This window comes from Micromonospora sp. DT31 (assembly GCF_049841795.1).
Classification (GTDB): Bacteria; Actinomycetota; Actinomycetes; order Mycobacteriales; family Micromonosporaceae; genus Micromonospora.
In genome coordinates this window covers 684,329-705,860 of record NZ_JBNCKZ010000001.1, presented here as the reverse complement: position 1 = coordinate 705,860, position 21,532 = coordinate 684,329, and the positions used below count along the sequence as shown (strand labels likewise).

General features: G+C 71.5%; 20 protein-coding genes, 1 pseudogene and 1 riboswitch. Of the genes and pseudogenes, 16 read left to right on the top strand and 5 right to left on the bottom strand.

The annotated features are described in order from the left end of the window. Positions 1 to 27: 27 nt before the first annotated feature. The 4 genes from ACLQ2X_RS03130 (at position 28) to ACLQ2X_RS03115 (ending at position 6,669) form a co-directional block, all read left to right on the top strand. On the top strand, positions 28 to 2,403 hold the full coding sequence (locus tag ACLQ2X_RS03130) for an ATP-binding cassette domain-containing protein (RefSeq protein WP_425679373.1): 2,376 nt from the start codon (positions 28 to 30) through the stop codon (positions 2,401 to 2,403). Between the two features lie 61 nt (positions 2,404 to 2,464). Continuing rightward, complete coding sequence (locus ACLQ2X_RS03125) at positions 2,465 to 3,988, top strand: PQQ-binding-like beta-propeller repeat protein (protein WP_425679372.1); 1,524 nt, start codon at positions 2,465 to 2,467, stop codon at positions 3,986 to 3,988. Between the two features lie 502 nt (positions 3,989 to 4,490). Further along, the gene (locus tag ACLQ2X_RS03120) at positions 4,491 to 5,486 is read left to right on the top strand and encodes a tyrosine-type recombinase/integrase (RefSeq protein ID WP_425679371.1); all 996 of its coding nucleotides are present in this window, start codon (positions 4,491 to 4,493) and stop codon (positions 5,484 to 5,486) included. Positions 5,487 to 5,826: 340 nt separating this feature from the next. Further along, on the top strand, positions 5,827 to 6,669 hold the full coding sequence (locus tag ACLQ2X_RS03115) for an isocitrate lyase/PEP mutase family protein (RefSeq protein ID WP_425679370.1): 843 nt from the start codon (positions 5,827 to 5,829) through the stop codon (positions 6,667 to 6,669). A gap of 110 nt (positions 6,670 to 6,779) precedes the next feature. Here ACLQ2X_RS03115 and ACLQ2X_RS03110 read toward each other — a convergent pair whose 3' ends face one another. Further along, positions 6,780 to 7,052, bottom strand: a complete 273-nt coding sequence (locus ACLQ2X_RS03110; protein ID WP_425679537.1) for a tyrosine-type recombinase/integrase — start codon at positions 7,050 to 7,052, stop codon at positions 6,780 to 6,782. 860 nt (positions 7,053 to 7,912) lie between these two features. Here ACLQ2X_RS03110 and ACLQ2X_RS03105 point away from each other — a divergent pair. The 5 genes and pseudogenes from ACLQ2X_RS03105 to ACLQ2X_RS03085 all read left to right on the top strand — a co-directional run bounded on the left by ACLQ2X_RS03105 (position 7,913) and on the right by ACLQ2X_RS03085 (position 11,486). After that, a complete protein-coding gene (locus tag ACLQ2X_RS03105; protein ID WP_425679369.1) occupies positions 7,913 to 8,554 on the top strand; it encodes a tetratricopeptide repeat protein in 642 nt (213 codons plus the stop codon). 209 nt (positions 8,555 to 8,763) lie between these two features. Continuing rightward, positions 8,764 to 9,042, top strand: a pseudogene (locus ACLQ2X_RS03100) (transposase); the annotation flags it as partial. A gap of 445 nt (positions 9,043 to 9,487) precedes the next feature. Then, positions 9,488 to 10,309 carry a hypothetical protein gene (locus ACLQ2X_RS03095; protein WP_425679368.1) on the top strand — a complete coding sequence of 274 codons (822 nt, stop codon included), beginning with the start codon at positions 9,488 to 9,490 and terminating at the stop codon, positions 10,307 to 10,309. Further along, positions 10,291 to 10,512 (top strand): hypothetical protein, encoded by a 222-nt coding sequence (locus ACLQ2X_RS03090; protein WP_425679367.1) that lies wholly within the window; start codon positions 10,291 to 10,293, stop codon positions 10,510 to 10,512. Before ACLQ2X_RS03095 ends, ACLQ2X_RS03090 begins: the two co-directional genes overlap by 19 nt. Then, positions 10,510 to 10,591: riboswitch (ZMP/ZTP riboswitch) on the top strand. Its footprint overlaps the gene before it by 3 nt. 13 nt (positions 10,592 to 10,604) lie before the next feature. Next, on the top strand, positions 10,605 to 11,486 hold the full coding sequence (locus ACLQ2X_RS03085; protein WP_425679366.1) for a bifunctional 5,10-methylenetetrahydrofolate dehydrogenase/5,10-methenyltetrahydrofolate cyclohydrolase: 882 nt from the start codon (positions 10,605 to 10,607) through the stop codon (positions 11,484 to 11,486). 10 nt (positions 11,487 to 11,496) lie between these two features. On the opposite strand, the gene ACLQ2X_RS03080 is transcribed toward ACLQ2X_RS03085, so the two are convergent. Beyond that, entirely contained in the window at positions 11,497 to 12,276 is a 780-nt protein-coding gene (locus ACLQ2X_RS03080; RefSeq protein WP_425679365.1) for an endonuclease/exonuclease/phosphatase family protein, read from the bottom strand. Between the two features lie 166 nt (positions 12,277 to 12,442). Here ACLQ2X_RS03080 and ACLQ2X_RS03075 point away from each other — a divergent pair, with 166 nt between their 5' ends. Beyond that, a complete protein-coding gene (locus ACLQ2X_RS03075) occupies positions 12,443 to 13,225 on the top strand; it encodes a sulfite exporter TauE/SafE family protein (RefSeq protein WP_425679536.1) in 783 nt (260 codons plus the stop codon). Continuing rightward, positions 13,210 to 14,025: a GNAT family N-acetyltransferase gene (locus tag ACLQ2X_RS03070; protein ID WP_425679364.1), complete on the top strand. Its 816-nt coding sequence runs from the start codon at positions 13,210 to 13,212 to the stop codon at positions 14,023 to 14,025. The genes ACLQ2X_RS03075 and ACLQ2X_RS03070 overlap by 16 nt, the downstream gene beginning before the upstream one ends. Here the strand turns inward: ACLQ2X_RS03070 and def are convergent. After that, positions 14,005 to 14,514, bottom strand: a complete 510-nt coding sequence (gene def / locus ACLQ2X_RS03065; RefSeq protein WP_425679363.1) for a peptide deformylase — start codon at positions 14,512 to 14,514, stop codon at positions 14,005 to 14,007. The two genes, ACLQ2X_RS03070 and def, sit on opposite strands and share 21 nt — an antisense overlap. A 10-nt stretch (positions 14,515 to 14,524) precedes the next feature. After that, complete coding sequence (locus tag ACLQ2X_RS03060) at positions 14,525 to 15,016, bottom strand: MarR family winged helix-turn-helix transcriptional regulator (protein WP_425679362.1); 492 nt, start codon at positions 15,014 to 15,016, stop codon at positions 14,525 to 14,527. Between the two features lie 50 nt (positions 15,017 to 15,066). Between ACLQ2X_RS03060 and pip the strand changes: the two genes are divergently transcribed. From pip to ACLQ2X_RS03040, 4 genes are all read left to right on the top strand, one after another. Beyond that, on the top strand, positions 15,067 to 16,026 hold the full coding sequence (pip, locus tag ACLQ2X_RS03055; protein WP_425679361.1) for a prolyl aminopeptidase: 960 nt from the start codon (positions 15,067 to 15,069) through the stop codon (positions 16,024 to 16,026). Positions 16,027 to 16,172: 146 nt separating this feature from the next. Then, a complete protein-coding gene (locus tag ACLQ2X_RS03050; protein WP_425679360.1) occupies positions 16,173 to 16,766 on the top strand; it encodes a PadR family transcriptional regulator in 594 nt (197 codons plus the stop codon). After that, positions 16,763 to 17,485: an ABC transporter ATP-binding protein gene (locus tag ACLQ2X_RS03045; RefSeq protein WP_425679359.1), complete on the top strand. Its 723-nt coding sequence runs from the start codon at positions 16,763 to 16,765 to the stop codon at positions 17,483 to 17,485. The genes ACLQ2X_RS03050 and ACLQ2X_RS03045 overlap by 4 nt, the downstream gene beginning before the upstream one ends. Further along, positions 17,482 to 19,938, top strand: a complete 2,457-nt coding sequence (locus ACLQ2X_RS03040) for an FtsX-like permease family protein (protein WP_425679358.1) — start codon at positions 17,482 to 17,484, stop codon at positions 19,936 to 19,938. Before ACLQ2X_RS03045 ends, ACLQ2X_RS03040 begins: the two co-directional genes overlap by 4 nt. Positions 19,939 to 19,944: 6 nt before the next feature. Here the strand turns inward: ACLQ2X_RS03040 and ACLQ2X_RS03035 are convergent, their stop codons facing one another. Beyond that, positions 19,945 to 21,144 carry a chorismate-binding protein gene (locus ACLQ2X_RS03035; protein ID WP_425679357.1) on the bottom strand — a complete coding sequence of 400 codons (1,200 nt, stop codon included), beginning with the start codon at positions 21,142 to 21,144 and terminating at the stop codon, positions 19,945 to 19,947. A 123-nt stretch (positions 21,145 to 21,267) separates the two neighbouring features. Between ACLQ2X_RS03035 and ACLQ2X_RS03030 the strand changes: the two genes are divergently transcribed. Then, a complete protein-coding gene (locus ACLQ2X_RS03030) occupies positions 21,268 to 21,468 on the top strand; it encodes a DUF5999 family protein (protein ID WP_425679356.1) in 201 nt (66 codons plus the stop codon). Positions 21,469 to 21,532 lie beyond the last annotated feature (64 nt).

Sequence of the window (21,532 nt, the reverse complement as noted above, 5' to 3'; positions counted from 1 at the left end):
AACCCCGCTCAACCGGACGGAGAGACCATGAGCAAGGCCACCCCCGGCCCGCACCGCGCCGACACCCACGACGTCATCCGCGTCCACGGCGCCCGCGAGAACAACCTGCGCGGCGTCGACGTCGACCTGCCCAAACGACGCCTCACCGTCTTCACCGGCGTCTCCGGCTCCGGCAAGAGCTCACTGGTCTTCGGCACCATCGCCGCCGAGTCCCAACGCCTCATCAACGAGACCTACAGCGCCTTCGTCCAAGGCTTCATGCCCACCCTGTCCCGCCCCGAGGTGGACATCCTGGAAGGCCTCACCACCGCCATCATCGTCGACCAGGAACGCATGGGCGCCGACCCGCGCTCCACCGTCGGCACCGCCACCGACGTCAACGCCATGCTGCGCATCCTGTTCAGCCGCCTCGGCAAACCCCACATCGGCCCACCCAACGCCTACTCCTTCAACGTCCCCTCCGTACGCGCCACCGGCGCCGTCACCGTCGAACGCGGCCCCGGCAAGACCCGGACCACGAAGGGCACCTTCAACCGCCTCGGCGGCATGTGCCCCCGCTGCGAGGGCCGCGGCGCCGTCACCGACTTCGACCTCGGTGTCCTCTACGACGAGAAGCTCTCCCTCAACGAGGGCGCCATCACCATCCCCGGCTACACCATGGACGGCTGGTACGGCCGCATCTTCCGCTCCAGCGGCTTCTTCGACCCAGACAAACCCATCCGCGACTACACCAAGCGCGAGTTGCAGGACCTGCTCCACAAGGAACCCACCAAGATCAAGGTCGACGGCATCAACGTCACCTACACCGGCCTGATCCCGGCCATCAGCAAGTCGATGCTCGCCAAGGACGTCGACGCCATGCAGCCCCACATCCGCGCCTTCGTCGAACGCGCCGTCACCTTCACCACCTGCCCCGACTGCGACGGCACCCGCCTGGCCCCCGAAGCGCGCTCCTCGAAGATCAACGGCATCAACATCGCCGACGCCTGCGCCATGCAGATCAGCGACCTCGCCACCTGGGTACGCGACCTGCACGAACCCTCCGTCGGCCCGCTGCTGAAGGCACTGGGGGACACCCTCGACTCGTTCGTCGAGATCGGCCTCGGCTACCTCAGCCTCGACCGGCCCGCCGGCACCCTCTCCGGCGGCGAGGCCCAACGCACCAAGATGATCCGCCACCTCGGCTCGTCCCTCACCGACGTCACCTACGTCTTCGACGAACCCACCATCGGGCTGCACCCCCACGACATCGCCCGGATGAACAACCTCCTGCGGCAACTACGCGACAAGGGCAACACCGTCCTGGTCGTCGAACACAAACCCGAAACCATCGCCATCGCCGACCACGTCGTCGACCTCGGACCCGGCGCCGGCACCGCCGGCGGCACCATCTGCTACCAGGGCACCGTCGCCGGCCTGCGCGCCAGCGACACCACCACCGGCCGCCACCTCGACGACCGCGCCACCCTCAAGGACACGCCGCGTACGCCCACCGGCACCCTGCCCATCCGCGGCGCCGACACCCACAACCTGCGCGACGTCGACGTCGACATCCCCCTCGGCGTCCTCGTCGTGGTCACCGGCGTCGCCGGCTCCGGCAAGACCAGCCTCATCCACGGCTCGCTCGGCAAACGCGACGACGTCATCGTCGTCGACCAGACCGCCATCCGCGGGTCCCGCCGCAGCAACCCGGCCACCTACACCGGCCTGCTCGACCCCATCCGCAAGGCCTTCGCCAAGGCCAACGGCGTCAAACCCGCCCTGTTCAGCGCCAACTCCGAAGGCGCCTGCCCCACCTGCAACGGCGCCGGCGTCATCTACACCGACCTCGGCATGCTGGCCGGCGTCGCCAGTACCTGCGAAGACTGCGAAGGCAAACGCTTCCAGCCCGCCGTGCTCGACTACCACCTCGGCGGACGCGACATCAGCGAGGTCCTCGCCATGTCCGTCAACGAAGCCGAAACCTTCTTCGGCACCGGCGACGCCCGCACCCCGGCCGCCCACACCATCCTCGACCGCCTCGCCGACGTCGGCCTCGGCTACCTCACCCTCGGTCAACCGCTGACCACACTGTCCGGCGGGGAACGGCAACGCCTCAAGCTCGCCACCCGGATGGGGGACAAGGGCGGTCTGTACGTCCTCGACGAACCCACCACCGGCCTGCACCTGGCCGACGTCGCCCAACTCCTCGGCCTGCTCGACCGGCTGGTCGACGCGGGCAAGTCGGTCATCGTCATCGAGCACCACCAGGCCGTCATGGCACACGCCGACTGGATCATCGACCTCGGGCCGGGAGCCGGTCACGACGGCGGCCGGATCGTCTTCGAGGGCACCCCGGCGGATCTCGTGGCCGCCCGATCGACCTTGACGGGCGAACACCTGGCCACCTACGTCGGCACCTGACCACGAGGACCGCTGGGCCTGGACATCGCCGCCGAACCCCACCTCTGGCAGTCTGCTCGCCATGACGACGCAGGAGCGACTGGCAGAAGCCAACCCCTCCGACCGAGCCGGTAGCCGCCACCCCCGAACGTTGGTCCGGCTCATCGCATTCGCCCTGCTCGGCGTGGCCCTGCTCGCCGGCGGCATCTGGATACCGCGCTACTGGGTGTTCCTGCTCGGTGCGGTGTCGGCCCCGCTCGGGCTGGCGCTGGTGACGCTGCACCTCACCGGTCGACGGCGGCCCGGCCGGCCCCGGCTGCCGCTGGTCGGCGCCGTCGCCGTGGTGGCCCTGCTCGTGGCAGCCGCTGTGATCGCGGCACCCCGGGCGATGGTCGCGCAGATGGACGGCCCGTACCTCTGGCGCGACGACGCCGCCCCGCAACGGCCGAAGGTGTACCTGTCCGCGCAGACGCTGCTGGTCGTGGACGCCGACCTCATCCGCGGCCTCGACCCCGCCACCGGCCGGGAAAGGTTCAGCCTCTCCCGGAGAAGCCAGGCGGTCAGCGTCGGCGCCGACGGCACGTTCTTCGTCGTCTCCGGCGAGCGGGGCAGCTACCACAGTGCCGACGGCAAGCTGCTGTGGGAGATCCCGACACCGATCCGTCCCGGCGGACGGCGGAGCACTCTCGCCACCGCCATCGGGAACGGCACCGTCGTGCTGCCGGACTGCGAGGGCCAGCAGTGCGTCTACCGCGCGTACAAGGGCTCCGGTGCTCCGACGTGGACGATGACCGGAGGCAGGTCCGACGTGTCCCTGCGCAACGGGCCGGTCAGCGGGCACGTCGACGACACCAGTCGCGTGCGCCTCGTACCCGCGGTGGTGGCGATCGCCGGCGTGCCGGCAGGTGGGGGAGCCGGCGTCGAGGGCACCCGGGTCGGGGCCATGACGGTGGGACTCGACGGCCGCGTACTGGGCCGCCATGAGGGCTCGATCGCCGCAGCGGTCGGGGAGGTGGTGTTGCTGTCCCGCGCCGACTGCCAGTACGAGGCGGTCCGGGCCGGACAGGCCATCTGGCGCACCAGCGATCTGCCCTGCACGAAGATGCGGGGCATGACACTTTTCCCCGATCGGTTCTACATGTGGACGGCGACCGCCCAGGGGAAGATCAATGGCGGTTTCACGGTGGACCTCGACGACGGACAGTGGCGAAGCACGCCGGCGCTGCACCTGGACTCGTGGGACGACCGCCTGCCCGAGGAGACGACCGGCGTGGCCGGCAACGACGTGTGGGTCGAACGCGACGGGCAGCGCCTGACAGGTGTCGACGCCTCCACCGGCAGGGTGCTCTGGCGCTACCGGAGCACCGGCGTGGACTCCGCCATCGACGTACGCGACGGTGCGGTGACGCTCCGTTCGCGCCCTGACGCGCGGCTGAAGACCCTGGCCGACAGCGATGCCCGCTGGCAGGTCACCGTCCTGGACTCCCGCACCGGCCGGCGAACCGCCCAGCTGGTGACCAACGGCTTGCCCCTGCCTGTCGGTGCGGGGCCCGGGCGGGCATACGTTCAGGTCGACACCGGCCGGAGCGGCATGCTGGGCCCCTGACGCACCTGTCCGCACGGATTCGATAATGTACATTATGTAAAGTAAAGAGGAGGAGAGCCTCCCCGGCGCCATGGTGTCCGCGCGCGGACACCATGGCGGCCCTTCGGTCCGAGGCATGGCATCCACCCGACCCCCGCGTGCGCGGAGTTCGGTCTCGCCGGCGCGGTCGGCCCAACCGCGCATCAGCGCACTGATCCAAGAACGCGACTCTTGCCGTTGCCCGCATGCCGGTCACTCCGCCGGCCCGCAACCCGGGCACAGCATCTCCCCGCGCCGACCTCCCGCGGCACAGCCTCAACCATCCACCGCCACCCCCCTCCACTGGTCATGGAGTGACCGGGCTGCTGTCCGATTTATCGCCGCCAACCTCATGGCCGCCAAGGCGGAAAGGTGCCCGGCATGGAGGCCGCCTCGGTGATGGAAGCCGGTCATCGTGCGGACCGCCGCATTCGCCCGGGTAGACCTCCTGGCGCGAACATGAGAATCATGCATAATATCCCTTATGCATGACAAACCGGACGAAAGCGTTGAGGCCCTGATTGAGGAGTTCCTCACCGCCCGGGCCACCCGCAAGCCCTCCCCCCACACCGTGGCCGCGTACCGGCGGGATCTGACCATCGTGGCCGGACTGGTGGACGAGGCCGACGACGCCACTCCCCTGCCCCCGGACCGGCTCCCGATAAGCGCCCTGTCCCCCCGGGTCATGCGCGCGGCGTTCGCACGGTTCGCCACTCCCCGCTCCGCCGCCTCGGTCCACCGTGCCTGGTCGACCTGGAACAGCTTCTTCACGTTCCTGGTGGCCGAGGGGGTCGTACCCGGCAACCCGATGCCGGCGGTGGGTCGGCCGCGTACGCCGCTCCCCCGGCCCAAACCGCTGCGGGGCGAGGACACCCCTGAGGAACTGCTGGCGGCGGTGGCCCGGTCGGAGGGCCGGCAGCGCGATCCGTGGCCGGAGCGCGATCTGGCGGTGTTGGCGCTGGCGTTGTGCGCGGGTCTGCGGCTGTCGGAGCTGTTGGCGCTGCGGGTGTCGTCGGTGGCCGGGCGCGACGGCGAGCGGCGAGTGGATGTGGCGGGCAAGGGTGGGCGGCCACGTACGGTGCCGATCGAGGACGCCGTGGACCGAGTGTTGGCCAGCTACCTGGACAGTCGACGGCACCGGTTCGGTTCCCGCAGTGTGCGGCCGGACTCGCCGTTTCTCGTGGATCGCCGAGGTGAGGCGTTGCGCCGTGGTGGGCTGCAGTACCTGGTGGAGTCGTGTTATCGCCGTGCAGGCATCGGTGACCGGGTGCCGCGCGGTGCCCGGTTGCACGCGTTGCGGCACACGTTCGCGACGCGGTTGGCGGAGGACGGGGCGAGCGCGGCGGAGATCATGCGGTTGCTGGGGCATGCGTCGTTGGCATCGTCGCAGACATACATCGAGGTGACGGCGGGTCAGCAGCGGGCGGCGGTGGCGGCGAACCGCACGAACCGGGCGTTTGCGGGGTTGTCGGTGCGCTAGCGGGATTGCCTCTCGGGCCGGCTGAGCGGCGAGGACGGCCGCTTTCCGCCGGTGGCGTCGGGCCCATTCGCGTCATTGGCACGGTCAGGGCCGGAAGCCGCCAGCCATGATGATTCGTTCCAGGAAGACTCAAGCCGTGCCGATCGAGCCGACACAGCGGCCGCGGCGGTTGCGGAAGCGGTGGACGGGCGGCGCTTCCCTACCTGGGACGGCGGCGTCCCGGGGACAGCCGTCCTCCGTGCTGATGACCGGCTCGACGGGCGCGCGAGCGGACCGTCGAGCGGCATCGTCCGCGAGCGTTCGATCGTCTCTGCATTCACCTGATTGATGGAGGTACACCATGACCGATGCGCTCGTCACCGATAAGGCTCGCACGCTGCGGGCGTTGCACGATCAATCCGTGCTGGTGCTGCCGAATGCTTGGGATCCGGCCAGCGCGGCTTTGGTGGCGCGGGCCGGCGCGGCCGCTGTGGCGACTACCAGCGGCGGCGTGGCCTGGTCTCTCGGCCGGCCCGATGGGGAGAGGCTGACACGGGAGGAAATGCTGGCGGCGGTGCGCCGCATCGCGGCGGCCGTCGATGTACCGGTGACTGCCGATGTCGAGGGTGGATACGGCCTCACGCCCCAAGACGTGGCAGCCACTGTCCGGGCGACAATCGAGGCGGGCGCCGTTGGAGTGAACATCGAGGACTCCGACGCCGCAGACGGCACGCTGCTGCCCGTCGAGGAGCAGATGCGACGTATCCAGGCCGCGCGGGAGGCGGCGGCCAGCGCCGGGGTGCCGGAGTTCGTGATCAACGTCCGCACCGACGTCTACCTGTTTCAGATCGGCGAGCCCGCAGGACGGCTTGACGCCGTCCTCGCCCGCGTTGCCGGATACGCCAAGGCCGGCGCCGACTGCCTGTTCGTGCCAGGTCTGCTGAACCTCGACACGCTCAGCGTGCTGACCGCAGCGTCACCGCTGCCGGTTAACGCGATGGCGGGACCGGGCGGACCGACCGTCGCCGAGCTGACCGCTGTCGGGGTTCGCCGGATTAGCGTCGGGACCGCGATTGCCCAGGCAGCGTATGGCGTGGCTCAGCGGGCCGCCCGCGAGCTACTGGAGGCGGGCACCTACCACACGCTCGACCAAGCTGTGAGTTACCCGGAGCTCAATGCGCTGTGCACGCCGGCACCCCGGTGACCGATTGAACGTCCGGGTCGGTCACGCTGCTGGTCAATGAGTCCTCCGGCCAGGAACGCACCTTGCGTGGCAATCAAACGCGATCTTCTCGGCAAAGCCGCGAGCGCTGGCTACGTCCCGGAGGCCATGTAGGCGGCGGGGATGTAGTTGGGGTGCCGGTCGAGGTTCTTGCGGGCTCGGTCGTAGCGCGTGGTGGTACGCGGGTCGGCGTGACGAGCGGCGATCTGCACGTCGCGCAGGCTGACGCCGGCGTCGAGCATGGTGGTCACGAACGTGTGGCGCAGCATGTGGGGGTGCATCCTCGGCATCCGGATCCCCGCGACGTGGGCCAGGTGCTTGAGCCGACGAGTGGCGGCGTGTCGGTCCATCCGCCCACCATGGATGTTGCGCAGGAGCGGCCCGGCAGTGCGCTCGTTGACGGCCCGGTCGATGGCCGAGCGGCGGTGCTAAGGGCCTCGAACTGCGAGTGCTCCAGGATCGCGTCGATTACGCAGACCCGACGGGACACCGTCGAGGGCTGGTACCGGCGCACGTCTTGCAGCCAGCGCACGTACCGCTCGATGTCCACCCGAGCTGGGGAGAGGGTCAGGGCCGTGGTCGCTGCACCAACGAAGGAAGACCCGCAGGTCGGACTCGGTATGCACGCGAGTCTGCCCACGGTAGGGCGTCTTGGTCATCAGCAGTGCAGGGACGTGGCAGATGTCCTTCACCCGTTGGGGTAGGTGACAACCGGCTCCGCTTCCGGATCGGAGTACGCCCAGTTGGCGCCGGGCTGAGCCTGACGGGTGAGGACCGCAACTGACGGCTCCGACAGCGGCCGGTAGGGCAACTCATGAAGCAAGCGGCTTGCTTCTTCGACGGGAAACCAGCGGGCCTCCTGAATCAGACCATCCGGTCACCGCCGCCGTGCCATGAAGAACGAGGTCCGCGTTCCAGTAGGGACCGCCCCACCGTGGGTACTCCTCGTACACGAGAACGACTTTGTCGTCGTGATGCGCGAGAACGCCGGCGTACCGGGACCGACTCATGCTTGGCACAGGGGCCCATTTGACCTCGCCTCAGCGCCGCGCACGGGCACGGGCACGGGCACGTCACAGCTTTCACCATCTGCGGCATGAGCGAGCATTCGGCCAGGGCTGGCCGAGCCCTCGCCGGGCAATCTAGGCTCCGGGCGGATGCAACCACGAGGGATCCGCGTCGGGCGATACGCGATCGACAGGCGGGGCTGGGAGATGGGGCGGCGATGAGCGGCGAACAACGAATCGAACACGCCCGGGTGCTCTACGAACGAGCCGTCTTCGGCGGCGACGCCGACGCGCTGGGGATCGCCGAGCGCGAACTGGACGGAGTCGAGGCGGATCTCGCCCTGGCCCGTGGCCGGATCCTTCATGCGCGGTTCCTTGAGGACGATAACGAAGATCCACACGAGCTAGCGCTTTTCGAGCGTGCGGCGCAGCTGTATCAACTGCTTGGGGACGTTCGCGGCGAGGCCGAGGCGCTGTTCTGGGTCGGCACCTTCCACCAAGTGGTCAGGCGTGACAATGACGGCGCGGTTCCGCCTCTTGCGCTGTCGTACGAGCTGGCGACGCAAGCCGGCGACAAGCTGACGCTGTCATATGCGGTTCGGCACCTCGGCTTTGCGAACATGGCCGCCGGAGCCGGTAGCAGGGCGCGTGAGCAGTTGGAGGAATCCGTACGGCTTCGCCGGGAGATCGGGTTCTCCGCTGGCGTCGCCGCGGGCTTGCTTGCGCTCGCCTACCTGACCGCCGGAGAGGGGCAACGCGACGACGCGCTGGCGCTGGTCGAGGAGGCGGGTGCGGTCGCGAAGGCCTGCGATGCACAGGGTGTTCTCCGGTGGGTGGAGGAGGCACGGACGCAGCTGTAAGCGGCCGCCGATCTGCGGCTGGTACGCCGATCGGCGATGAAGGCTCGCACCCAGACTGCCAACCAGCAGCCGTGCTGGTCACCGCCCCGCATGCCCTACGCGGTCGTCTGCGCGCGTTTGTCGCTACCTCAACTCGTCAGGGCCGCGGCGCGGTGCCGGCCCGGTCAGCTCGCCGGGATCGAGGCGTCGGGTCCGACACTTCCGGGGTGCTGCTGGCCGCGGCCGGCGACAACCCCGAACGGCTGCACAGCGAGTCGGCGTTCGCGCACCTGTGCGGCGCGCCGATTCCCGCCTCATCCGGCAGGACCAACCGGCACCGGCTCAGCCGCGGCGCCGACCGAGCTCTCTACGTCCTGGCCCTGGGCCGGCTCGGCTGCGACGACCGCACCCGCGCCTACGCGGCCCGGCGCACCGCCGAGGGCAGGACCAAACGCGAGATCATCCGCTGCCTCAAGCGCTACCTGGCCCGCGAGGTCTTCCGGGCCCTCACCGCCGACGGACAGACCTCCGTGCGGTCAGCCGGAGCGTCGAATTTTGCGCATGAGCATGGCCCAGACCCCGTATCCGGAGCCGACATTCCCGGTGATCGCTCCGGTGGCGGAGCCCGTGAACAGGGCGTTCGCGCAGTCCGGGCACACCTCACGTCCGGTGATCGTCTTTTCGAACGGCTGACGGACGCTACGACCACAGTCAGGGCAGTCCCGGCCTGACAATCCCATCCGTGCCTCCTGCGGTCGGGTGTCTGAGAGTACGACCATGGCGCACGCCGGAAGCGGTTCATCGGCTGTCGCCGAGGGGACGTGACGCGTAGGAGCATCGCCAAGCAGCTGATCCGGGCCTGGAGGGGCCGGCGGGTGTAGGCGTTGTGTGTCCGACCGGCAACTGTTCGTGTTGGGTTGGCGGCCGGGTTGTGGTGTTGGCAGCATCGGGTGGATGCGGGTGGGTGCGGCGCGGGCGGTGGCGGTCGACTGGGTGCGGGAGCGGATGCGCGCCGATCCGTCGGTCGAGGGGGCGTTCTTCAGCGGGTCGACGGTGGGGATGCTGGATGAGGCGGTGCTGCCGTCGTCGTCGGATGTGGATGTGCTGCTGGTGCGCCGCTCCCCCGGTGTGAAGGTGGGCAAGTTCGTCCGTCGTGGGGTGCTGCTGGAGGTCAGCGAGGTGACGTGGGCGGATCTGGGTGGCCCGGAGGACGTGTTGGGGTCGTGGGTGTTCGCGCCGATGTTCCGTACCGATGGGGTGATCGCGGATCCGACGGGTCGGCTGGCCGCGTTGCGGGGGCCGGTGGCGGCGGGGTTCGCGGATGCGGCGTGGGTGCGGCGGCGGTGTGCCGGGGTGCGGCGGCGCATCGAGGGCGGGTTGCGGGAGTTCGACGTGTCGGCGCCGGTGGCGCAGCAGGTGTTGGCGTGGGCGTTTCCGACGTCGTTGGTGGCGGTGTGGCCGGCGGTGGCGGCTCTGGCGGATCCGACGGTGCGGCGGCGGTACGTGCGGGCGGGGCAGGTGCTGGAGCGGTTCGGGTTCGCGGACCGGTTTGCGGAGTTGTTGGCGACGTTTGACGGTGGTGGGTGGGTGCGGACCGGGTGCGGGAGCATCTGGCCGGGTTGGCGGTGGTGTTCGACGAGGTGGGGCGCCTGCCGCGGGAGGGTTTCGTGTTCGGGGCGGATCTGGGTGCTGCGGGGCGTCCGGTGGTGTTCGACGGTGCCCGGGAGTTGGTGGCGTCGGGTCGGCACCGGGAGGCGATGTTCTGGGTGGTGGTGACGTACGCGCGGTGCCATGTGGTGTTGGGGGCGGTGGCGCCGCAGCGGGAGCGGGAGTTGCGGCCGGCGTTCGAGGCGGTGTTGGCGGATCTCGGGGTGGCGTCGGTGGCGGATCGGCGGCGGCGGGCGGATGGGTTGTTGGCGGCGTTGCCGGGTTGGCAGGCGTTGGTGGATGCGGTGGTGGCGCGGGCTGTGGCAGGGTGAGGGGAACGCGACTGGCGGCACGGGGATGGGTGAACCATCGGGGAGCTCGTCGTGGGGGTCGACCGCCTGGGCCTCCGCGGGCGAGGTGTCGCATGTCTTCTTCTTCAGGTTCGTCGGCGCGGTTGTTGCCGGGTGCTCCGGTGGCGGAGCGGGTGTTGTCGGAGGTCGCCGCGTCGGTGGCGCGGCTGCGCGCGGCGGGGGTGACGCCGGCGTTGGCGACGGTGCTGGTGGGTGACGACGACGCCAGCAGGGGTTACATCCGGATCAAGTCTCGGCAGGCGGCGGCGTTGGGGTTCGCGTCGCCGCACGTGCATCTGCCGGCGTCGGCGTCGCAGGCGGATCTGCGTGCGGTGGTGGCTGACTTCAACGCGGATTCCGGTGTGCACGGGGTGTTGGTGCAGCATCCGATTCCGGGGCACCTGGATTACGACCGGGCGTTGGCGGAGCTGGATCCGGACAAGGACGTGGACGGGATGCATCCGGTGAACATGGGCCGGTTGGCGTTGGGGTTGCCGGGTCCGTTGCCGTGTACGCCGGCGGGGATCGAGGCGTTGTTGGCGTTCCACGGTGTGCCGGTGTCGGGTCGGGAGGTCGTGGTGCTGGGTCGGGGTGCCACGTTGGGTCGGCCGTTGGCGATGTTGTTGGGGCAGAAGCGGCCGACGGCGAACGCGGCGGTGACGGTGGTGCACACCGGGGTGGCGGATTGGCCCCGGTACACGCGGCGGGCGGAGATCCTGGTGGCGGCGGCGGGGGTGCCGGGGATCGTGCGGCCCGAGCATGTGCGTGCGGGGGCGGTGGTGGTCGGTGGTGGGGTGCGTTACGCGGGTCGGCGGTTGCTGCCGGATGTGGCCGAGGAGTGTGCGCGGGTGGCGGGGGCGATCACGCCGCGGGTGGGTGGGGTGGGTCCGACGACCGTGGCGATGTTGTTCCGCAACGCGGTGGAGGCGGCGGGTCGGCAGTGCGGGTTGGGGTGATCGGCGGTGGTCAGCCGAGGTCGACGACGAGGGGGCGGTGGTCGGAGATGGTGGACAGGGGGGTGTGGACGGCGGTGACGGGTGGGAGTTGGTCGAGTCGGTGGCGGTCGGCGAGGACGTGGTCGAGTTGGACGCGGGGTTGCCCGGCCGGGTAGGTGGGGCGTCGGGCGAGGGGCCGCCAGCGGGTGAGGGCGGCGGCGGGTCCGGCGGGGAGGTTGAGGTCGCCGAGGAGGATGCGCGGGGCGGGTAGGGCGCGCAGGGCGCGTACGACGCGGCGCAGTTGCCAGACGTTCCAGCCGGGGACGAAGGACAGGTGGGTGGCGGCGACGGTGAGGGTGCCGTGGGGGGTGTCGAGGACGGCGGCGAGGACGACGCGGGGTTCGTCGCGTAGCAGGATGAGTCCGCCGGTGGGGCCGGGTGCGTAGATGGGTGAGCGGACGGGCGCGGCGCGTAGCCGGGTGACGTGCCAGGAGCGTACGGGGTGGCGGCTGATGAGTCCGATGCCGTAGAGGGGTTCGCCGTGGCCGTCGTCGTCGTGGGTGAGGGGGCGGAAGTGTTCGCCGGGGGTGCCGACGACGGCGGCGGCGAAGCGGTGGTGCTCGGCGTGCAGGGCGCGGGCGGCCAGGGCGGTGAGGTCGAGTTTTCCGCTGCGGGTCTGGTCGCGGTCGACTTCCTGAAGGGCGAGGATGTCGGCGTCGAGGCTGGTGACGGCGGCGGTGAGCCGGTCGGGGTCGACGAGTCCGTCGGTGAGGGATCGGCCGTGCAGCAGATTGAAGGTGGCCAGGCGCACCTGGACACCCTACGTCTTCGTGGGAGTCTTGCCGGGTGCTGAAACTTCTGTGCTGTTCGGTGCTGGTGTTCGTGGCGGTGGCGTCGGTGGGGTTGTGGTTGCGGCGTCGTCGGCAGCGGTGAGGCTGGCCACAGGTGGCGTTGCCGCTGGTGGCCGGGTCGGCAGAATGCGGCTGGTGGATGCCGTGTCGTTGACGACGTTGTTGGCCGCCGCTGCGCTGGCGGGGTGGGTGGACGCCGTGGTGGGTGGTGGTGGTCTGTTGTTGTTGCCGGCGTTGTTGGTGGCGGCGCCGGGGCTGCCGGTGGCGACGGCGTTGGGGACGAACAAGTTGGCGGCGATTTTCGGTACGTCGACGGCGGCGGTGACGTATGCGCGGCGGACGAAGCTTGATTGGGCGGTGGCGGGTCCGGCGGCGGGGTTGGCGGTGGTGACGGCGGGGTTGGGTGCGGCGTTGGCGGGTTCGGTGCCGGGCAGCGCGTACCGGCCGGTGGTGCTTGTGGTGTTGGTGGCGGTGGCGGTGTTCGTTCTGGTGCGGCCGTCGTTGGGGGTGGTGGCGTCGCCGGGTCGGCGGACCCCGACGCGGGTGGTGGTGGCGGTGGTGGTGGCCGGGTTGGGTATCGCCCTGTATGACGGGTTGATCGGGCCGGGTACGGGGACGTTTCTGGTGTTGGCGTTCACGGCGCTGCTGGGTGCGGATTTCGTGGGGGCGTCGGCGATGGCGAAGGTGGTCAACGCGGGCACGAATCTGGGTGCGTTGGTGGTATTCGGGTTGACCGGGCATGTGTGGTGGTTGTTGGGTGCGGCGATGGCGGTGTGCAATGTGGCGGGGGCGATGGTGGGGGCGCGGATGGCGTTGCGGCGGGGTGCGGGGTTCGTGCGGGTGGTGCTGTTGGTGGTGGTGTTGGCGTTGGTGGCCCGGTTGGGTTACGACCAGTGGATGGCGGGCTGATCACGGTGGCGGTGCGGGCGGAACACGACCGGGCGGTGCTGGCCGGGTTGTTGGGTCGGGATCCGGTGTTGCACGCCTACCAGTTGGGTGATCTGGACGATTTCTTCTGGCCGTACACGTCGTGGTTCCGGCGTGGCGACCAGGTGGTGTTGCTGTATCACGGGGTGGAGTTGCCGACGTTGTTGGCGTTCGCGGCGCCGGATCGGGTGGCCGAGTTGTCGGCGCTGTTGGTGCAGGCGGCGCCGGTGTTGCCGGCCCGGTTGTGGGCGCACCTGTCCCCCGGGCTGGAGGCGGCGGTGGGTCGCTGGTACGTGGTGTCGGAGGCGGCGGCGCATCACCGGATGGCGTTGACGGATGTGGGCCGGTTGGCGGCGGTGGCGCCGGTGGGTGAGCCGTTGGGGGTGGCGGATCTGCCGGAGTTGGCGCGGTTGTACGCGGTGGCGTATCCGGGGAACTGGTTCGATCCGCGGATGGTGGAGACGGGTCAGTACGTGGGGGTGCGGGAGCGGGGTCGGCTGGTGGCGGTGGCGGGGGTGCATGTGTTCTCGCCGCGGTGGCGGGTGGCGGCGTTGGGGAATGTGACGACGCATCCGGATGTGCGGGGGCGTGGTCTGGGTGCGGGTGTGGTGGCGGGGTTGTGCGCGCGGCTGCGCACGTCGGTGGACCATGTGACGTTGAACGTGCGGGCGGACAACGCGGCGGCGGTGCGGTTGTACGAGCGGTTGGGGTTCACGTCGGTGGCGGGGTTCACCGAGTGCGGGTTGACGCGGCGGGTGGGGTCAGCGGTTGCGGCTGGGTGAGTCGAAGCGGCCGGCGCGGATTTCCCGTAGTGCGCGGCGGCGGGTGTCGCCGCGCAGGGTGTCGACGTAGAGGCGGCCGTGCAGGTGGTCGGTTTCGTGTTGCAGGGCGCGGGCGAGGAAGCCGCTGCCGGTGATGGTGCGGGGTTGGCCGTGCTGGTCGACGCCGTGGGCGGTGGCGTGCAGGGCGCGGGGCGTCGGGAAGTAGAGGCCGGGGATGGACAGGCAGCCTTCGTCGTCGTCCTGTAGTTCGTCGGACGTCTCCAGGGTGGGGTTGATGAGGTGGCCGCGGTGGCCGTCGGCGTCGTAGACGAACACCTGGGCGTTGACGCCGATCTGGGGTGCGGCGACGCCGGCGCGTCCGGGTGCGCCGAGCAGGGTGTCCATCAGGTCCTGTACGAGGGCGTGCAGGTCGGCGTCGAAGCTGGTGACGGGTTCGCTGGGGGTGCGCAGGACGGGGTCGCCGATGATCCGGATCGGTCGCATGGTCATGCCCGGTAGGTTAGTCGTGGCTTACCGGCGGTGGGAGCAGGCCGGTGTCGGTGATGCGGTCGCGCAGGGGTCGGCGGTGTAGCGCGGCGAGGACGGCGTGGAGCTCGTCGGCCAGGGGCACGGGCAGTTCGGTGTCGAGGCGGCGGATGGCGGTGGTGGTGGCGGCCCATTCGGCTTCGACGGCGGGCAGCAGGGTGTGGGCGCGGTCGGTGAGGGTGACGATGCGGTGGCGGGCGTCGGCGCCGGGGGTGAGGTCGACGAGGCCGGCGCGGCGCATCTGGGCGACGGTCTGGCTGGCGGCGGAGTGGGTGACGCCGATGTCGGCGGCGAGGTCGCGGATGGGTCGGGGTCCGTCGGCGAGGAGTGCGCGGATGACCGGTGTGTAGCGGGGCCGGTAGTCGGTGAGGCCGAGGCGGGCGTGGATGGCGGCGACGTCGCCGTCCAGGATGTCCAGGACGTGGCGCAGCAGGGTGCCGAGGGCGTCCTTGTGGGGGGCGGTCACGTCCCCTAGTGTAACAGCGCTGTTGTAACTGTCCGGGTGGGAGGCCGCCGATGTATCCGCCGATCGAGCCGTACGCGCAGGGCATGTTGGACGTCGGTGACGGGCAGCGGGTCTACTGGGAGACCTGCGGCAACCCTGAGGGTCGGCCGGCTCTCGTGGTGCACGGCGGCCCCGGCTCGGGGGCGGGCGCGTCGTGGCGACGGCTGTTCGACCCGGCCGCCTACCGGGTGGTGCTGTTCGACCAGCGCGGCTGCGGGCGCAGCACTCCCCCGGCGTCGGACCCGGCCACCGACCTGTCGGTGAACACCACCGCACATCTGCTGGCGGACATGGAGGCGTTGCGCGCGTACCTGCGGGTCGACAGGTGGCTGCTGTGCGGCGCCTCGTGGGGGTCGTCGTTGGCCCTGGCGTACGCGCAGCGTCACCCGGGACGGGTCAGCGCGTTGGTGTTGTTCAGCGTGGTCGCCAACACCAGTCGGGAGATCGGCTGGGTCACCCGGGACATGGGTCGGGTGTTCCCGCAGGAGTGGGCGCGGTTCCGCGACGGGGTACCGCAGGCCGACCGCGACGGTGACCTGGCCGCCGCGTACGCCCGGTTGGTCAACGACCCGGACCCGGCGGTGCGGGAGCGGGCCGCGCGCGACTGGTGCGACTGGGAGGACGTGCACGTGTCCCTGGCCGGCGGGTTCAAGCCCAGTCCCCGTTTCGCCGACCCGGTGTTCCGGTTGGGGTTCACCCGGCTGGTCACCCACTACTTCGCCAACCGGGGTTTCCTGCCTGACGGGCAGCTGCTGCGCGACGCCGGCCGGCTCGCCGGCATCCCCGGTGTGCTGGTCCAGGGCCGCCTGGATGTCAGCGGTCCGGCGGACATCGCCTGGGAGTTGGCGCAGCGGTGGCCGCAGGCGCGGCTGGAGATCGTGGAGACCGGTGGGCACGGTGGCGGCCCGGGCATCGGCGAGCGGGTGGTCGCCGCCCTGGACGGCTTCGCCGCCGCCCCGCCCGGCCGGTAGCTGGGCAGGTCGATGAGCCAGGGCGATCCGGCATCGAACTGTCACCGGCACATTGACGGCAGCGCGTAGGGGACCTGGACGGTCCCTGACGGACCTCCTGCGACGGGACTTACCTAGTAAGTAGTTACTTGGTAATCTCCCCCGTCATGCAGAGAAGCGCGGTGCGGTGGGGGCTGTTGGCGGTCTTCGCCGACGGCCCGAAGTACGGCTACCAGGTGAAGAGCGAGTTCGACGCCCACACCGGTGGAAGCTGGACGTTGAACGTGGGGCAGGTCTACACGACACTCGACCGGCTCATCCGCGACGGCCATGTGGCGTCGGTCGGCACCAACGCCGACGGCCGTGAGGTCTTCGCGATCACCGATCAGGGCCGGGAGGCGCTGGCGGGCTGGTTCGTCACGCCGGTGACCGACACCGATCGACCGCGAAACGAGCTGGCGATCAAGTTGGCGATGGCGGCGGTCGCGCCGGGCCTGGACATCGCCGCGGTGGTCCAGGCGCAGCGGGCCGAGTCGATGCGGCAGATGCGTGACTACACCGACCTGCGTCGCCAGGCAGACGACAACGACGACGTCGCCTGGCTGCTCCTCATCGATCATCTGATCTTCACGCTGGAAAGTGAGGTCCGCTGGCTGGATCACGTCGAGGCCACCGTGCTGCGCCGCACACGAGCCCGCCGGGCATCGACGAAGACGCCGACGGTTCAACACCACCCCGAGGTCGAGGCGAGTGGCCGGTGAGCGCGGCGGTGTTGCGTTTCGCGGGGGTCAGCCGGGTCTACGGCCACGGCGAGCAGGCGGTCCACGCCCTGGACGAGGTGAGCTTCGAGGTGGCCGCCGGCGAGTTGGTGGCGGTGATGGGGCCCTCGGGGTCCGGGAAGTCGACGTTGCTGACCCTGGCCGGTGGGCTCGACGCGCCGACGTCGGGCGCGGTGTTCGTGGAGGGTGTCGAACTCGGCGGCCTGGACGCGACGGCGTTGGCGCGGCTGCGCAGGGACCGGGTCGGGTACGTCTTCCAGGACTACAACCTGGTCACCGACCTGACCGCGGCGGAGAACGTGGCGTTGCCGCGGGAACTGGCCGGGGTGCGCCCGCGGGCGGCGCGGCGCGAAGCCGTCGCCGCGTTGGCCGAGGTGGGTCTGGCGGATGTGGGAGGCCGATTCCCCGACCAGCTCTCCGGCGGGCAACAGCAGAGAGTCGCCATCGCCCGCGCGTTGGTGGGGCAGCGGCGGCTGGTCCTGGCCGACGAGCCCACCGGCGCACTGGACTCGCAGACGAGTCTGGCCGTGTTGGAGGTGTTGCGGACGCGTATCGACGCCGGTGCCGCCGGGGTGCTGGTCACCCACGAGCCGCGCTACGCCGGGTGGGCCGACCGGACGATCTTCCTGCGCGACGGGCGGCTGGTTGACGCCACCGCGCCGAGGCAGACCCCGGAGCACCTGCTCGGGAGGACCGGGTGACCCGCGGCGCCGGCGAGTTCGTCGGTTCATGGCGGGCCGCGCTGCGGGTGGCCCGCCGTTCGGCGATCCGCCACCGGGGACGCAGCGTGTTGATCCTGACCATGCTGTTCCTGCCCGCCTTCGCCGCCACGGTCCTGGCGGTGAGTTGGGCGAATCTCAGCGGCACCTCCGACCAGGAGGTGAACTTCCGCATGGGGCGGGCCGACCTGATCGTCGACGGCAGTGACGCGAATCGGCTCGGCCTGCCGCCGGCCAGCCGGTCCATCGCGTTGACGCAGGGCCGCACCGTGGTCGCCGGGCCCACCGGGCTTGCCGCGATCGAATACGAGGCGACCGACCTCGACGACCCCCTCAACGAGGGCCGCCACGTGCTGCGCGACGGCCGTGCGCCGCGCGGGGCGGCGGAGGTCGCGGTGACCCGGGCGCTGGCCCGCGAGCTCGGTGTCCGCCGCGGCGACCAGGTGGTTGCCGGCATGCCACAACGGAACCTCACCGTGGTGGGGGTGGTCGACTGGAGCCGTTCCCTGCGGGTGGCGGGGCTGCTCGTCCCCGCCGAGGCCCCCCTGTCTGGCCGGCGCGCGAAGCTGCTGGTGCACCTGCCCGCCGGGCAGGACTGGCCATCGGCGGAGCCCGGCACCGGCCCAGGGCTCTCCGGTTACACGCAGCGCAAGGACGTGGAGCCGAGCACCGCGCAGAAGGCGGTGGAGGCAGCGGGATTCCTGCTCGTCACGACCTTCGCCGGGGCGCAGGTCGTGTTGCTCGTGAGCGCGGCGTTCGTGGTCGGCGCCCGGCGACAGCGCCGGGACCTGGCCATGATCGCCGCGGCGGGCGGCACCGGAGCCCAGGTCGGGCGGGTCGTCCTGGCGGGTGGACTGCTCCTGGGTACGGCCGCCGCCGTCGCCGGGGCCGGCGCGGGCCTGCTGACGTTCATGCTGGCCGGCCCGCTCATCGAGACGATCGCCGACCACCCCCTCATCGACGTCTCCGTACCCGTGCCGAGCGTTGCGGCGGTGGCAGCCGCGACGATCACGATCGGGGTCCTCGCGGCACTGCTGCCCGCCCGCACCGCCGGACGCCGACCGGTCCGCGCGGACCTGGGAGGCCAGCGGACCCGCTCACGCGTGGACCTCGCCGCCCTGGCCGTCGGCGCGGTCCTGGCCGTCGCCGGCACCGCGGCACTCGTGCTCGCCGGGCATCCCGAGGGCAGGGTCGAACTGCTCGCCCTCGGCGGTGTCACCCAGTTGGCCGGTGTGGTGACCTGCGCGCCCGCTCTCGTACGCCTCGCCGGCCGGGTCGCCGCCGCCCTTCCCCTGTCCGGCCGGCTGGCGCTGCGCCACGGCGCACGGCACCGGCTGCGTACCGCGGCGGCCATCGCGGCGGTCACCGCCGCGACCGCGGGCAGCGTCGCCCTGGCAGTCGTGGGAGACGCCCGCAGCGGGGCGCCGGCCGAGCAGCCGCGCGCACGCCCCGGGCAGATCGTGCTGGAAGCGGAAACCGTCCGGCTGCTCGGCGAAGACGGCCTGCGCCGCTTCACCGCGGCGCTGCCGACCCGGGATGTCGTCACCCTGCGGACGGCCACCGCCACCGACGTGCCGAGCGCGCGCCCGCACCTCGACGGGGGCGTCGAGCCCGCGTTCGCGGCCGCGGCCGAACAGGTCGCGGTCGCGGTCGGCGGCGCCGAGGTGGTCCGCCTGGTCGCCGGCCGCCCGGCCAGCGACCGGGAACAGGCCGTCCTCGCCGACGGCGGTGCGGTCGTGTTCAACGACAGCCTGATCACCGGCACGCAGGTCACCCTGGTCAAGGAGGGAGAGCCGCTCCCGGCCCTGCCCGCGGTCCTCGCCGCCTGGGGGGAGTACCACCCACAACTACCCGGCCTGGTGATCTCGGCGGCGACGGCGAAGCGGTTGCACCTGGCCGTCGTCGCCGGGGCGGTGGTGGTCGATCCCACCCGCCAACCCGGGCCCCGGGAGGTGGCCGCCGCCAACGACGTCCTGCTGCGCGCCCAACTCGACACCCGCCGGCCACTCGATCAGCCGGTCACTGTCACGCCGGCGCGGGTGGTGGCGCCGGCAGAGCAGACCACCACGATGTTCTACCTGCTCGCCGCGGTCAGCGCGCTGGTCACCCTCGTCGCCAGCACCGCCGCCGTCGGCCTGGCATCGGTGGAACTACGCCCCGACCTGGCCACGATGATCGCGGTAGGGGTCACACCTCGAACCCGGCGGCGGGTCACCGCCGCGCAGAGCGCCCTCATCGCCGGGCTCGGCGCACTGCTCGGCGTACTCGCCGGCATCGGACCGGCCGCGGCCTACGTCGGCTACAGCACCGACGCGCACTGGCACACCCCCTGGCTCGCCCTGCTGCTCATCGCCGTCACCCCACCGGCGGTCACGACACTCCTCAGCGGGGCGCTCACCCGCGGTCAGCCGCCACTGACCCGCAGGACGACCTGAGGGCGGTCAGCCGGCGGCGAGCAGGGCGCGCACCGGGGCGGCCTTGGCGGCGGCCTCGGCGACCTCGGCGGCGGGGTCACTGCCCCAGGTGATGCCGCCGCCTGCCCACAGGTGCAGCCGCCGCCCGTCGACGGCGGCGGTGCGGATGGTCAGCCCCAGGTCCAGCCGCCCCGGCGCGACCCAGCCGAGGGCGCCCATACCCGCGCCCCGGCCGACCGGCTCCAGCGCCGCGATCTGCGCCAGGGCGGCGTGTTTGGGCGCGCCGGTGACCGACCCGCCCGGGCACACCGCGCGCAGCAGATCGGCCAGGCCCAACCCGTCGGCGGGCACCGCGGACACCGTCGACTCCGCCTGCCACAGGTCACACCAGCGGCGTACGGCGAACAACTCGTCCACGCGCACCGAGCCGGTGCGCGCGACCCGGGCCAGGTCGTTGCGTTCCAGGTCGACGATCATGATGTGTTCGGCGCGTTCCTTGGCCGAGCCGAGCAGGTCGCAGCGGCCGGCGGGGGTGGCCGGGCGGGTGCCCTTGATCGGGCGGGTGACCAGCCGGCCGCCCTCGACGGCGATGAGGGTTTCCGGGGAGGCGCAGCCCAGGGCCCAGCCGGGGCCGGTAAGGGTGCCGCCGTAGCGGGCGCCGGGCAACGCCGCGAGGCGGGCCAGGGCGGGCAGCGCGTCGCCGGTGTAGTCGGCGGCGGCGTGCCCGACGAGGTTTACCTGGTAGACGTCGCCGCGGGCGATGGCGGCGCGGACCGCGTCGACGGCGGCGGCGTGCGCGGCCGGGGTCCAGCTCTCCCGCCAGGGACCCACCCGCCACCGGCGCGGCGACGCGGGTGGCGGTGGTGGCGGTCGGTCGGTGTGCCGGTAGACGACCACGGCCAGGTCGGGTAGCGCCGGCGCGGGGCTGGGCGCGCCGGGCGACACGCCGATGGTGTGCGTGGCCGCGGCGGCGGACAGGTACAGCGCGGCCCCGCACACCCCCTCGCCGGTGTGGGTGTGGCGGGCGGGCCGGGTCAGGTCGCCGACCGGCAGGCCGTGCGCGGTGAGGAAGCGTTGGGCCAGGTCGGCGGCGTCGCCGCCGTCGGTGGTGCGCCAGTGCAACCGGGCGGTCTCCACCAGTCGGCCCCGGCAGCCCGGCGGCGCGCCGGGCGCATCGACCTCCCCCTGTGGGAGCGCTTCCACGTCGTCCGGGTGAGGGCCGCTCATCCGTTCAGCCGGTTCTGGGCACCCAAGCCGCGGCCTTGCTCGATGCCGCGCAGTTTCGCTTGGTACTGTGCGTCACTGGTCATGTGAACCATGACACAGTGCCCCCACAGTCCGGAGAACCCGATGTGTCAGCACCAACCCACCTGCCCCTCCGCCGACGCCACCGACCGCGAAGCCGCCCGCATTCTCGCCTGCTTTCCTGAGCAGGGCTGGAGCCTGCTCTGCAACGGTGTCATCATTTTCGAGGACACCGGTGAGCTGCTCCCCGACGGGCGCACCATCGCCCCGCACCGGGGTCCGGCCCGCCACGCCCTCGCCGCCTGAGATCATCACGCAGCGTCAGTGAGCGTACGCGCCGACCGCCCCGGTCGGCGTGCCGGCCGGGGCG